11 protein-coding genes are annotated in these 12,831 nt (G+C 72.3%); 5 read left to right on the forward strand and 6 right to left on the reverse strand.

Annotated elements, in window-relative coordinates; genetic code table 11:
- Window positions 1-15: 15 nt before the first annotated feature.
- The 3 genes from ACL00U_RS02960 to ACL00U_RS02970 all read right to left on the reverse strand — a co-directional run bounded on the left by ACL00U_RS02960 (window position 16) and on the right by ACL00U_RS02970 (window position 2,284).
- Window positions 16-597 (reverse strand): PadR family transcriptional regulator, encoded by a 582-nt coding sequence (locus ACL00U_RS02960; RefSeq protein ID WP_214519028.1) that lies wholly within the window; start codon window positions 595-597, stop codon window positions 16-18.
- Window positions 594-1,496, reverse strand: a complete 903-nt coding sequence (locus ACL00U_RS02965) for a DUF4097 family beta strand repeat-containing protein (protein WP_412873793.1) — start codon at window positions 1,494-1,496, stop codon at window positions 594-596. Before ACL00U_RS02965 ends, ACL00U_RS02960 begins: the two co-directional genes overlap by 4 nt.
- Before the next feature lie 134 nt (window positions 1,497-1,630).
- Complete coding sequence (locus tag ACL00U_RS02970) at window positions 1,631-2,284, reverse strand: YczE/YyaS/YitT family protein (protein WP_071251513.1); 654 nt, start codon at window positions 2,282-2,284, stop codon at window positions 1,631-1,633.
- A 61-nt stretch (window positions 2,285-2,345) separates the two neighbouring features.
- On the opposite strand from ACL00U_RS02970, the gene ACL00U_RS02975 reads away from it, so the two are divergent.
- From ACL00U_RS02975 to ACL00U_RS02985, 3 genes are all read left to right on the forward strand, one after another.
- Window positions 2,346-3,797, forward strand: coding sequence for a PLP-dependent aminotransferase family protein (locus tag ACL00U_RS02975; RefSeq protein ID WP_042539078.1), 1,452 nt, complete (start codon window positions 2,346-2,348; stop codon window positions 3,795-3,797).
- 204 nt (window positions 3,798-4,001) lie between these two features.
- Complete coding sequence (locus tag ACL00U_RS02980) at window positions 4,002-4,676, forward strand: DUF6518 family protein (RefSeq protein ID WP_412873794.1); 675 nt, start codon at window positions 4,002-4,004, stop codon at window positions 4,674-4,676.
- A gap of 63 nt (window positions 4,677-4,739) precedes the next feature.
- A complete protein-coding gene (locus ACL00U_RS02985) occupies window positions 4,740-8,225 on the forward strand; it encodes an efflux RND transporter permease subunit (RefSeq protein WP_412873795.1) in 3,486 nt (1,161 codons plus the stop codon).
- On the opposite strand, the gene ACL00U_RS02990 is transcribed toward ACL00U_RS02985, so the two are convergent.
- The gene (locus ACL00U_RS02990; protein WP_042539069.1) at window positions 8,222-8,518 is read right to left on the reverse strand and encodes a hypothetical protein; all 297 of its coding nucleotides are present in this window, start codon (window positions 8,516-8,518) and stop codon (window positions 8,222-8,224) included. The genes ACL00U_RS02985 and ACL00U_RS02990 overlap by 4 nt on opposite strands.
- Window positions 8,519-8,602: 84 nt before the next feature.
- On the reverse strand, window positions 8,603-9,613 hold the full coding sequence (locus ACL00U_RS02995; protein WP_082046918.1) for an alpha/beta hydrolase: 1,011 nt from the start codon (window positions 9,611-9,613) through the stop codon (window positions 8,603-8,605).
- A 196-nt stretch (window positions 9,614-9,809) separates the two neighbouring features.
- Here ACL00U_RS02995 and ACL00U_RS03000 point away from each other — a divergent pair, with 196 nt between their 5' ends.
- Window positions 9,810-10,664, forward strand: coding sequence for a PPK2 family polyphosphate kinase (locus ACL00U_RS03000; protein ID WP_017886234.1), 855 nt, complete (start codon window positions 9,810-9,812; stop codon window positions 10,662-10,664).
- A 9-nt stretch (window positions 10,665-10,673) separates the two neighbouring features.
- Here ACL00U_RS03000 and ACL00U_RS03005 read toward each other — a convergent pair whose 3' ends face one another.
- Complete coding sequence (locus tag ACL00U_RS03005) at window positions 10,674-11,834, reverse strand: hypothetical protein (RefSeq protein ID WP_262118398.1); 1,161 nt, start codon at window positions 11,832-11,834, stop codon at window positions 10,674-10,676.
- A gap of 74 nt (window positions 11,835-11,908) precedes the next feature.
- Here ACL00U_RS03005 and ACL00U_RS03010 point away from each other — a divergent pair, with 74 nt between their 5' ends.
- Window positions 11,909-12,652, forward strand: coding sequence for a polyprenol monophosphomannose synthase (locus tag ACL00U_RS03010; protein ID WP_412873796.1), 744 nt, complete (start codon window positions 11,909-11,911; stop codon window positions 12,650-12,652).
- The last annotated feature ends 179 nt before the right edge of the window (window positions 12,653-12,831 follow it).

Raw genomic sequence — 12,831 nt, forward strand, 5'->3', positions numbered from 1 at the left:
GTCGGCCGCGGGCCGTCAGAGCGACTTGCGCAGGGCCTCCAGGCCGTCACGCAGACGCGTCACGGTGTCCGAACCGAGCGTGCCGCGGGTCGCGCGACGACGCAGGTCCGCGCGCACCTGCTGCCGGAACGACGACAGTGCCATCTCGAGCTCGCGCAGGGCGCGGGCGCTGTCCGACGGGACGGACACGGGCTCCTCGGTGGAACCGGTCGCCGGGCTCTCGGCCGCGGCGGCCAGGTCGGCACGGAGCGAGCGCATGGCCTCGCCCACCGAGGCGCGCACGCCGTCGGCCAACGACTTCACCGAGTCGCTCAGGCCGGACTCGACCGCGGCGATCTCGTCGGCACGCGCCGCGAGTTCGGCGCGACCGGCGTCCGTGATCGCGTAGACGGTCTTGCGGCCGTCGGCGGTCTTGGTGACCAGGCCGTCGTCCTCGAGCTTCGCGAGCCGGGGGTAGACGGTGCCGGCGCTCGGCACGTAGGTGCCGCCGAAGCGGTCGCCGAGTGCCTGGATGAGCTCGTAGCCGTGCATGGGGTGGTCTGCGAGCAGGACGAGCAGGTAGAGACGCAGGTGGCCGTGGGCGAAGACGGGACTCATTCGGGCACCTCGCTGTCGTTCGTCGGGGTGGTCGGAGCCGTCCGCGCCGTCGGCGTGCTCGGCGCAGTCGCCGGCGGCGTCGGTGCGGCCGGCGCCTCGGCGACCGGCGGGGCGTGCAGCACCGCGATGTCGCCGGACACGGAGTTCACCCGCAGGTCGAGCCACTGGCCGGACAGCTCGCCGCCCTGCTTGACGTACGAGCCGCGCACGCCGCGGATCTCGGCGTCGTCGAACTGCAGCTTGCCGGTCGCGGTGTTGACCGTGCAGTTGTAGGCGACGCCGTCCTCGAGCCGGACGCTCACCGCGCCGGACACCGTGTTGATGCGGGCGGACTCGGGGACCCCGTGCAGGTCCAGCACGACGTCGGCGGAGACGCCGTCGGCCTGGAACCGGGGGATCTCGCCGGTGGCCACGACGTCGCCGGAGACGGTGTGCACCGTGAGGGCGCCGTCGAGGTCGCGGATCGTGGTGGCGCCCGAGACGGCGTTGACCGTGACGTCACCCGCGACGCCGTCGACCACCAGGTCGCCGGACACCGTGTTGAGGGTCGCGCCGCGGTTCGTGCCGGAGAGCAGCGCACCGGCCGAGACGACACCGAGCGTGATGCCGGCGTCGCGGGGGACCAGGATGCTGACGTCGGCGTGGGCCTTGCCGCGGAAGGACTTCAGGAACCCGATGGGGTCGTCCCACCGGACCTGGGGGTGGTCGACGGTGAGCGTGTCGCCGTCGACCTCGACGAGCATCTGCTTGCCGGACACGCTGTGGATCTCGACCCGTGCGGTCGGCTCGTCGTGCGCGACGACGTCCACCTGTCCGCCGACGAGACCGACGCGCACGGTGCGCACGATGCCGGTGTCGATGACCTTGGGCTCGTCAACGAGCCACTTCTCCTGCGCCATGGTGCCTCCTGGAACTCGCGATGTATCGCGTCTGTCGAGGTCACGTTATATCGTGACTCGGCGCTCCGCAAGGGTGCCGGGCGGATGGTGAGCAGAAGTGGTCGGGTGGGGCCGTGCGACCCGACCGTTCCTGCTCACGAAGCGTGCGTGACGGGGGTGGGGCGCGCCTCCTGGACGATCCGGCGCTCCGGGCTCCACGGGAACCGGCGGAAGTGCGGCATGAGCGGCTGGACCATCGGCCCGATCGCGAACGCCGCGATGACGGTGCCGGCGCCGACGTCCCCGCCGAGCACCCACCCGACGATCACCACGGTGACCTCGACCAGGGTCCGGGCGAGCCAGATCGGCCAGCCGAGCCGCTGGTGCAGGCCGACCATCAGGCCGTCCCGTGCCCCGGTGCCGAACCCCGCACCGATGTAGAACGCCGTCGCGACCGCGAGCAGCACGAGCCCCGCCGCGAACAGCCCGATCCGGGCGACGATCCCCGACGGCTCCGGCACGAGCCAGAGCACCAGGTCGGCACTCGGTCCGATCGCCAGGGCGTTCAGCAGCGTCCCGATGCCCGGCTTCTGGCGGAGCGGGATCCAGAGCAGGAGGATGACCCCGCTCGACACGACCGTGATGACGCCGAACGACCACGGGACGACGTTCTCGAGCCCCTGGGTCAGCACGGTCCACGAGCTCACACCGACCACCGCGCGGACCTGCAGTGCGGTCGAGGCGCCGTAGAGGAACAGCCCGACGAAGAGCTGGACGAAGCGCAGGGTGAGGGCGGTGCGGCGGGGCATGGTCCCATCGTCGCGATGGATTGGCCTGCTGGTCGAGAGCCAATCGCGCTACCGTGGACCCGTGCCCCCGGTTCTCATCAGTGCTCGCGCCGCCGCCCACCTGCTGACCGACTGGCGCGCCGGCACCACCGCCCCCGCCTACGAGGCGCTCGCCGACGCCCTCCGGGTCCTGGTCATCGACGGTCGCGTCGCCCAGGGGGTCCGGCTGCCGGCCGAGCGCGGACTGGCCGCAGCCCTCGGCGTCTCGCGCACCACCGTGGCGAACGCCTACGCCCGACTGCGCTCGGACGGGTTCCTGGTGTCCGTCCGTGGCTCCGGCAGCGTGGTCCACCTGCCCCGGGACCTGGTCGGCCGGCCCGACCCCGAACGCCTCGGCGGGGTCGTCGAGGGGGACGTGCTCGACCTCCGCAAGGCTGCCCTGCACGCGGCCCCCGGCATCGACGAGGCCGTCGAGCGAGCGGTCCGACACGTGCCGGCGGCGCTCGCCGGCATCGGCTACGACACCGTCGGCGACCCCGGCCTGCGGGCCGCGATCGCCGCCCGCTACACCGAGCGCGGGCTGCCCACCGATCCCGCCCAGGTCATCGTGACGATCGGCGCGCAGCACGCCATCGCGCTGCTCGCACGCGTGCTCGTCCGCCGCGGCGACGCCGTGCTCGTCGAGTCGCCGACCTACCCGCACGCGCACGAGGCCTTCCGCGAGGCCGGCGGCCGCCTGGTCGGCGTCCCCGTCGACGCGCGGACCGGGTGGGACGCCGCCGCGCTCGAGACGACGCTCCGCCGGACCGCGCCCTCGGTCGCGTACGTCATGCCCGAGCTCCACAACCCGACCGGTGCGACCATGTCCGCATCGACCCGCCAGCTCCTGCTGTCGACCGCGGCCTCGGTCGGCACGACCGTCATCGCCGACGAGACGATGGGGGAGCTCCGGATCGACGGTTCGCCGTCGCCGCCGTTGGCAGCGGCGGACCCGACGGGGGCGTCGGTCGTGATGATCGGTTCCGCCGCCAAGGTCTTCTGGGGTGGGCTGCGGATCGGCTGGATCCGCGCCGACCCGGCGCTGCTGCAGCGGCTGCTGCTCGCCCGCCCGACCGGCGACCTCGGTACCCCCGTGCTCGACCAGCTGGTCGTGCGCGAGCTGGTCCCGCGCACGGCTGCCGTCCTGGAGGCGCGGCGTGCGTCCCTGCGCGAAGGTCGCGACGCCGTCGTGGGCGCGCTCCGGGCCCGGCTGCCGGAGTGGGACGTCCCGGCACCGGCGGGCGGGTTGACGACGTGGGTGGGGCTCGGCAGACCCGTGTCGAGCGCGCTCGTGCTCGCCGCGCGGACCGAGGGCGTGGTGCTCGCCTCCGGCGGGGTGTTCGGGCCGGACGGCGGGTTCGAGCGGTTCCTGCGGGTGCCGTTCACGATGGCCCCGGCCGACCGGGGGCGCCTGGTCGACGTGCTGTCACGCGCGTGGGAGCGGGTGGGCGGCGAGTCGACCGGGGTGCGGGGGTCGTTGGCGGCGGTGGTCTGAGCGGGCTTCGTCCAGGGCTCGGTGTCTTGCGGGGCTCGGGGTCGTCCGCCGGGGATCGGGGTCGTCCGCCGGGGCTCGGCGTCGTCCGCCGGGGCTCGGCGTCATCCCCGGGGCTCGGCGTCATCCTCTGGGGTGAGGTCGGGTCGGGGGTTCTCGCTCCCCGGGGTGATGCGGCTTCAGCGGGGTCCGGCGAGGCTGGGTGCCATGAACGCGACCCTGTCCGCCGGAACCCGCTCCGCTGTGCCGACGTCGGTCGAGCCGCCCGCGGCGGTCCCCGCCGTGGTGCGGGTCACCATCGCGCTGAGCGGGGCGTTCCTGGCGGGGGTCCTGACCTCGTTCGGGCAGGCCGTGCCCGCGCTCGCCTCGGTGTCGAACTCCGCCGGCCCCTGGTTCGTGGTGGCCGCGCTGCTGTGCCTCGTGGCCGGAGCCCGAGCGGGCCGGATCGCCCTGCCGCTGGCGACGGTGCTCGGCGTCGTGCTCCTCGAACTCATGCACGTCGGGTACTGGGCCACGACGGTCCTGCGCGGGTTCCCGGACGTGTTGTCGATCACGAACCCGTGGGTGCTGCTCGGGGTCCCGGCCGGGCTGCTGGCCGGAGCGGTCGCCGTGGCCGTGCGCTCCGATGACGCCCGGTGGCGGGCGGGGGCGTTCGGTGTGACCGCTGCGGTGCTCCTGGGCGAAGGCGTCCGCGGACTCCTGCTGGTCGCGGCGACGACCGGGCACGGCACGTGGATCGTCGAGATCGTGGTCGGGGTGGTGCTCCTCGGCATCGGGGTCGTCGGCGCGCGGTCGCCGGTCGGGAGCGTGGTGGCGCTGGGGGCCGGGGTGGTCGGCACCGTCGCGGTGCTCGGGGCGTACCTGTTGCTCGGCGGGTCCTGATCGCCCGGCGGGTCCCGGCCCGGAACTGAACGTTCGTCGGTCGCTCCTGCGAGGATCGATGTCGTGCACCTCCTCTCGGTCTTCAGCCTGCGCAACCGGGCCCTCATCGCGCTCGTCACGATCGTCGTCGCGGTCTTCGGCGGCATCGCGCTCTCCAGCCTCAAGCAGGAGCTGATCCCGAGCGTCGAGTTCCCGCAGGTCGCGATCGTCAGCGCCTACCCCGGCGCCACGCCAGAGGTCGTGTCGAACGACGTCTCGACCAAGATCGAGCAGGCGATCCAGGTCGTCCCGGACCTCGAGTCCACCAGCGCGACCTCGTCCACGGGGCAGAGCGTGGTGTCGGCGTCGTTCCAGTACGGCTCGAACCTGGCCAGCGCCGAGGACAAGATCCAGACCGCGGTGAACGCCCTGTCGCTGCCGGACTCGGTGCAGACGCAGATCGTCACCGGGTCCTTCGACGACCTGCCGGTGCTGCAGGTCGCGGTCTCGGCGTCCGGCAACCAGGAACAGCTCGTCGACCGGCTGCAGGCCTCGGCGATCCCCGACCTCGAGAAGCTCGACGGTGTGCGACAGGCGGACGTCTTCGGCAACCCCGGCCGTCGTGTCGTCATCACGCCCGACCAGGACGAGCTCGCCGCGCGCGGCCTCAGCCAGACGGCCATCTCGGACGCGCTCGACGACAACGGCACCCTGATCCCCGGCGGAACCATCACCGAGGACGGCTCGACGCTGTCGGTGCAGACGGGTGAGCGGATCGCTTCGCTCAAGGACATCCGGGCCCTGCCACTGACCAGCTCGTCGAGCTCGTCGGGTTCTTCCGGTTCTTCCGGTTCTTCCGGTTCGGACGCGGCCGGGGCAGGGGCCGCAGGTGCCGACGGCGCGGCGTCGTCCGGTGACGGCACGGCCGCGGGCGCGACGGGCACGGGGACGACGGGGACCGGCACGGATGCGACCGGTGCTGCGCCGACGGGATCCGCGGCGACGGACACGTCGACGACCGCGGCCACCCCGACCGACACCACGTTGGGCGACGTCGCGAAGGTCGCCATCACGCAGTCCCCGCGCACCTCGATCAGTCGTGTGGACGGCCAGCAGGCCCTGACGATCTCGATCACGAAGACGCAGGAAGCCAACACCGTCGACGTCTCGAACACCGTGCGTGCGGCCCTGCCCGGCATCGAGGACAAGATCGAGGGCGACCCCCGCTTCACCGTCGTCTTCGACCAGGCGCCCTACATCCAACAGTCCATCGACTCCCTGGCCGAGGAAGGCCTGCTCGGCCTGGCCTTCGCGGTGCTCGTCATCCTGGTGTTCCTGCTGTCCTGGCGCTCCACGCTCGTCACCGCGATCTCGATCCCGACGTCGGTGCTCCTCGCCGCGATCGGCATGCGCGCGGCCGGGTACACGCTCAACATCATCACGCTCGCCGCGCTCACGATCGCGATCGGCCGCGTGGTCGACGACTCCATCGTCGTCATCGAGAACATCAAGCGGCACATGCTCCCCGGCGTCGACCGCGGCCAGGCCGTGCGCGACGCCGTGCGCGAGGTCGCCGGTGCGGTCACCGCCTCGACCCTGACGACCGTCGCGGTGTTCCTGCCGGTGGCCTTCGTCGCCGAACTCGTCGGGGAGCTGTTCCGGCCGTTCGCCGTGACGGTCACCCTGGCACTCGTCGCCTCCCTGTTCGTCTCGCTCACGATCGTCCCGGTGCTCGCGTACTGGTGGCTCCGCCCGCCGAAGGCGAAGCCGGGCGACGCGACGACGGCCGCAGACGCAGACGCAGACACAGCAGCGGCAGCAGCACCGTCGGCGGTTGATGCCGATCGTGACCGCGACCGCGACCGCGACCGTTCGGAAGGCGCGCTCGCCTCCGCCGCGGACCTGCACGACGCCGGCCGGGTCGACCGCCTGCGCCGCGTCTACCTGCCGGTGCTCCGGTGGGTCGTCCGGAAGCCGGTCGTCGTCATCCTGCTCGCCGTGATCGTCCTCGGTGGCACGGCCGCCACGCTGCCGTTCGTCACCACGAACTACCTCGGCGACTCGGGCCAGAACACGTTCACGGTCACGCAGGACCTGAAGGCCGGTTCCAGCCTCGCCGTCCAGTCCGAGTCCGCGCGCAAGGTCGAGCGGGCGCTGCAGGACGTCGACGGCGTCGAGACCGTGCAGACCACCATCGGCACGAGCGGCCAGTCGATCCAGGCCGCGTTCGGCGGTGTCGGCAGCGCCTCGGTGCAGTACGCCGTGACGACCGACGCCGAGGCCGACCAGCCGACGATCCAAGCCGACGCCCGCAAGGCGATCGGGTCGATCAAGGACGTCGGCGAGGTCACCATCGCGTCCTCCGGCGGCGGGTTCGGCGGCAGCAGCGACATCGAGGTCGACGTCACCGCGCCGACCCAGTCGCAGCTCGAGACGGCATCGCGCCAGGTGCTGAAGACCATGCAGTCGGTGCCGGACACCACGGCCGCCACCAGCAACCTTTCCGCCGCGGAACCGTTCCTCGCCGTCCGGGTCGACCGTGCCAAGGCCGCGTCGCTCGGCCTCACCGAGACCCAGGTGGGCGGCCTCGTCGCCGCCGCGGTCTCACCGCGGGACACCGGCAGCATCGAGATCGACGACGCGACGCTCGACGTCTACATCGCCGACCCGGAGCCGCCGACCACCATCGCCGCGCTCCGTGCCCTCGACGTCCCGACGAGCACCGGCACCGTCCCGCTGTCCGACGTCGCCACGGTCGAGGAGTCCGAGGGCCCCACCACCGTCACCACGACGAACGCCGCCCGCACCGCCACGATCACCGTGACGCCGGACGCAACCAACCTGGGTGCGGCCGTGCAGTCCGTCACGACCGCGGTCGACGAACTCGACCTGCCGAAGGGTGCGACCGCCTCCATCGGTGGCGTCGCCGCCAGCCAGTCATCGGCGTTCTCGCAGCTCGGGCTCGCGGTCCTGGTCGCCGTGCTGATCGTCTACGTGATCATGGTCGCGACGTTCCGGAGCCTGCTCCAGCCGCTGCTGCTGCTCGTGTCGGTGCCGTTCGCTGCGACGGGCGCGATCCTGCTGCAGATCGCATCCGGTGTCCCGATCGGCGTCGCGTCGCTCATCGGTCTGCTCATGCTCGTCGGCATCGTCGTGACGAACGCCATCGTGCTCATCGACCTGGTCAACCAGTACCGACGACGCGGGCTGCGGGTGCGTGAGGCCCTGATCGAGGGCGCGACACGACGCCTCCGTCCGATCCTCATGACGGCGATGGCGACGATCTTCGCGCTGCTGCCGATGGCGATCGGACTGACCGGCAAGTCCGGCTTCATCTCGCAGCCGCTGGCGCTGGTCGTGATCGGTGGTCTGGTGTCCTCGACACTGCTGACGCTCGTGGTGCTGCCGGCGCTGTACTTCGTGGTCGAGCGGGCCCGCGAACGCAACACGGACCGGATCGCCGCGGGAAAGACCCGGAAGCAGGCGCGTGCCGAGCGACGCCAGGAACGTGCGGAGCGTCGGGCGGAACGACAGCGGCGGCGAGCGGAGCGTTCCGGCAGCGCTGCCTAGCGGCGGTACTCGGCGTCGACCGCGGCGAGGGGCGAGACGACGACCGGCTCGGCTCGTTCCTCGCGCTCGACGCCCCGGAACCACGACACCAGCACCAGGGTCAGCGTCACGAGGAACACCACGGCGGCGCCCTGCGACACGACGGCCAGCTGCCCGGTGACCGAGGCGTAGCCGCCGAAGGCCACCGCGGTGACGAACGACAGCCCGAGCAGCAGCTCCGCGAACGTCTGCAGCGCAGGGCGGTCCCAGCGCGTCGCAGCGGCGCGGGCAGGGCGGGTCGAGGTGTCGGTCACCACCGAAGTCTGCGGCCACGGGCTCCGCAGCGGCAGTCCCGACTCCGGGTGCCACCCACCCGGGGCACGCGGTCGGTCGTCCGGTCAGCCGAGCTGGGTCCGCAGGAAGGTGACCACCCGGCGGCTCATCGCCTCGTCGAGCTGCGCGATCGAGTGCGCCGTGCCCTCGACCGCCACGAACGTCACCGGGACGTCGTGGGATCGGAGTGTCGCGGCGAACTCCTGCGACTCCCACAAAGGGATGAACTCGTCGGTGGAGTGCCCGATGAAGAACGGCGCCGTGTCCGAGGTGACGTGGAACTCCGGCGACGCCCGGGTGGCCGCCGGGCACCTGGCGTAGGACCGGCACCCCAGGTAGAGCAGCTGCTTGCGCTGGAAGGCCGCGGACACCCCGTCGGGCTCGGTGGACCGGGTGGTCAGGTTCGTCGGCCCGCTCAGGTCGACCACGGCGCGGATCCGGTCGCCGTCGGCGTACGCGGCGGAGTCGTGGTCGGTGACGGCGAGCATCGCGGCGAGGTTGCCGCCGGCGCTCCCACCGAACACGCCCACGCGCTGGGAGTCGACGTCGTAGGTCTCGAGCGTCGCCGGGCGGAACACGTAGTCGAGCGCACGTCGGACGTCGTCGAGCCCGGCAGGGAACGGATCCGTCGGCGCCAGCCGGTAGTCGACGTTGAACGTCACGAAGCCCTCGGACGCCAGGTACTTGCACACGGACCGGTACGCGGCCGTCGCCTTGTCGCCGTGCGACCAGCTGCCGCCGTGGATCATCAGGACCGCGGGGCGTCCGGTCGTGGCCTCGACCGCCTCCGGGTCGGCGGTGGCCGAGGCGGACGGTGTCGCGGTGGGGGTCGCCGTCGTCGCGGGCTCGCTGTCGGCCGGCAGACACACGTCGAGGCGCTGCAGCGGGTCAGTGCCGTAGGGCACGTCGGCCACCACATCGATGCCGTGGTACCGGAGCGACAGCGGGTAGATGACGCTGTCCGCGGTGACGGTGGCGTTCTCGTCGCCGACCGGATCCGTGCTGCAGGACGCCATCGCGCCGAGCGCCACCACCGCGGCGACGAGCGCGAGCACTGAGCGGCGGCCGGACTTCATCACGTCCACGCTAGCCGCACCGGCGACCGCCCACGTCACCCCAACGGAGGAACCCGAGCGGACGACCCCCGAGCGGGCGACCCCCGAGCGGGCGACCCCCGGACTGCGCTCCCGGTGCAGACCGGCTGCACCGGCGTCACCCGGCAGTGCGAGGATGAGCACGGCAGTCGCCGACCGGAGCACCGCAGGAGGACCCGTGAGCAGTCGCAAGGCCTGGAACGCCGATCCCGAACCGCTGCTGCGTGTCGAACCCGGGTTCCGCCTCGACCAGGTCGACCCCGACGGCACGCCGGGCTTCCCCGGTCGCAAGATCGACGGCCTCGAAGCGCTCGCCGCGGGCGCCTCGCGGCTCGCTGCCCTGCAGGAGCGCCTGTACGCGGCGTCGACCGCGGGGGACGAGCGCCGGGTGCTGCTCGTGTTGCAGGCGATGGACACCGCGGGCAAGGGCGGCATCGTCTCGCACGTCGTCGGCGCGGTCGACCCGAACGGCGTGCACTACGCCGGCTTCAAGGCCCCGACGGCCGAGGAACGCGAGCACGACTTCCTGTGGCGCATCGAGAAGCAGCTGCCGGCAGCCGGACAGCTCGGCGTGTTCGACCGCTCCCACTACGAGGACGTGCTCGCCCAGCGCGTCCGCGGCATCGCCGCGCCGGACGAGATCGAGCGGCGGTACGGCGCGATCACCGCCTTCGAGGACGGCCTCGCCGCCGCTGGCACGACCATCGTCAAGGTGATGCTGCACATCTCGAAGGACGAGCAGCGCGAGCGTCTCGGTGACCGGCTCGACCGTCCGGACAAGCACTGGAAGTTCAACCCGAGCGACATCGACGACCGTCTGCTCTGGGACCGCTACCAGCAGGCGTACCAGATCGCCCTCGACCGCACGTCGACCCCGCAGGCGCCCTGGTACGTCGTGCCGGCGAACCGGAAGTGGTACGCACGCCTCGCCGTGCAGCAGCTCCTGCTCCGGGCGCTGGAGGACATGCACCTGTCGTGGCCGAAGGCCGACTTCGACGTCGCCGAGCAGCGTCGTCGGCTCGCCGAGTCCTGACCCACCGGCTCAGGGATTGTGGGTGAGGAACAGCACCCACACCGCCGCGGGCTGCGCGAGCACGCAGCCACCGAGCACGATGCCCCGTCGCAGCGCGGTGCGGTGCAGGAGCGGCGCACCGAGCAGCGGGGCCGCCGGCAGCAGCAGCCGCGGCAAGCTCTGTTGGGGCAAGAACGTCGCGAACAGGGAGAGCAGGTACGAGGCCGAGCCGAGCAGCGGCACCGAGCCGATCCGGCGCGTCGAGCGCGACGACAGCCACCATCCCGTCGCGCCGACCGCGACGAGCACAGCGACCACGCCGAGCGTGCCCGCGAACCGGTCGGCCTGCAGGAACCACGGTGTCAGTGGCGCGAAGTGGTGCACGTCGAGGTGGAGCCGCCACCACGCGAGTTCGGTCTGCAAGTAGGCGTCGGGAACCCCGGTGACGAGCGCCGCCACGACCGGCCACGCCAGGCCCGCCGCTGCCGTGACCAGGCCGGTGACGACGATCGCGACACGCTCCCGCACGGGCACCGCGTCGCGCTGCACGAGCCGGAGCACGGCGTGCAGCGCGAGCGCCAACGGGATCGCGAGCGCCCCGGGCCGGGTGAACGCGAGAACCGTGACGATCGGCAGGACCGTCCAGTAGTGCCGGCGCTGCATCGCGATGAGTGCGGCGAACGCGAGCAGCAGGCCGAGCGACTCGGCGTAGGCGATCTGCAAGACGAACGACATCGGCCCGAACGCGAAGAACACGCCCGACCACAGCGCGGTGGTCCGGCCGACGTGGGGACGGAGCAGGGCCACGAGTGCGACGGACGCCGCGCCGCCGAACGCCGTCGCCAGCAGCACCGCGACGACCGCGGGGTCGCCGCCGGTCGCGCTCACCGCCCGCACGAGCGCCGGGAACACCGGGAGGAACGCCCAGGCGTTCTGCTGGACGGCGCCGGTGTCGTCGACGGGCAGTGTGCTCGGGTAGCCCTGCCGCGCGATCTCGAGGAAGTACTGGCCGTCCCAGGCGGTCGAGCGTTCGAAGAACCCCTTCGGGTCGGCCGTGTCGCCGAACCCGACCGGATCGGTGAACGCGAAGCCGACGGTGAGCGTGACGGTCGTCACCACCCGCGCGAGTGCGTAGAGCGCGAGGGTGATGAGGCAGTCGGGCAGTGTGCGGGTCACCGTGCGCGCTCGCATGCTGGCCTCCGTCGTGGTGTTGCGTATACGTTGTGCTGATATCCAAGCCAACTCAGACACCAACGGGGTAATCCTTGACATTTCGCAGTGCCCGTGGAAGGACGCTCGTCGTCATCCCCACGTACGACGAGCGCGAGAACATCGAGTCGGTCGTCGCCCGCGTCCTCGCGGCACGTCCCGAGGTCGCCGTCCTGGTCGTCGACGACGGCAGCCCCGACGGCACCGGCGCGATCGCGGACGCCCTCGCCCGGGACGACGAGCGTGTGCACGTCCTGCACCGCACCGAGAAGGCCGGCCTCGGTGCCGCCTACCTGGCGGGGTTCGCCTGGGGGCTCGACCGCCACCACGACGTCCTGGTCGAGATGGACGCCGACGGCTCGCACCGGCCCGAAGAACTCGGCAGGCTGCTCGAACGCTGTGCGGCGGGTGCCGACCTGGTCATCGGCTCGCGCTGGGTGCGCGGTGGCTCGGTCGTGAACTGGCCGTGGCACCGGATCGCCCTGTCGCGCGGCGGTTCGCTCTACAGTCGGATCGCGCTCGGTGTCCGGGTCCGCGACCTCACCGGGGGCTACCGCGCGATCCGCGCGGACCTCCTCCGTTCGCTCGTCGCCGAGGACATCGCCTCGGCCGGCTACTGCTTCCAGGTCGACCTCGCCCGACGTGCGGTCCGGGCCGGTGCCGTCGTCGCCGAGGTCCCCATCACCTTCGTGGAGCGCGAGCGGGGCGAGTCGAAGATGAGCGGTGGGATCGTGGTCGAGGCGCTCGTCCGCGTCACCGGGTGGGGGCTGCAGCGGCTGTTCCGGCTGGGCTCGCCGTGACGCGTCGTGTCCGGTGCGGCCAGGAGGCACGGATCACCCCGCCCGACCGGCCTGCGTTCGCATCGGGGCTGGCGTCAGGGCAGCGGCTCGCGTAGACTCGATCGGTCGGCCTTCGACGTCGTGACATTGTGATCACGGAAATTCTGCTGGGTGTGTGTTGCTCGAGGGCTGGAATCACG

Origin of the sequence: Curtobacterium poinsettiae (genome assembly GCF_047226435.1) — a bacterium.
Classification (GTDB): Bacteria; Actinomycetota; Actinomycetes; order Actinomycetales; family Microbacteriaceae; genus Curtobacterium; species Curtobacterium poinsettiae.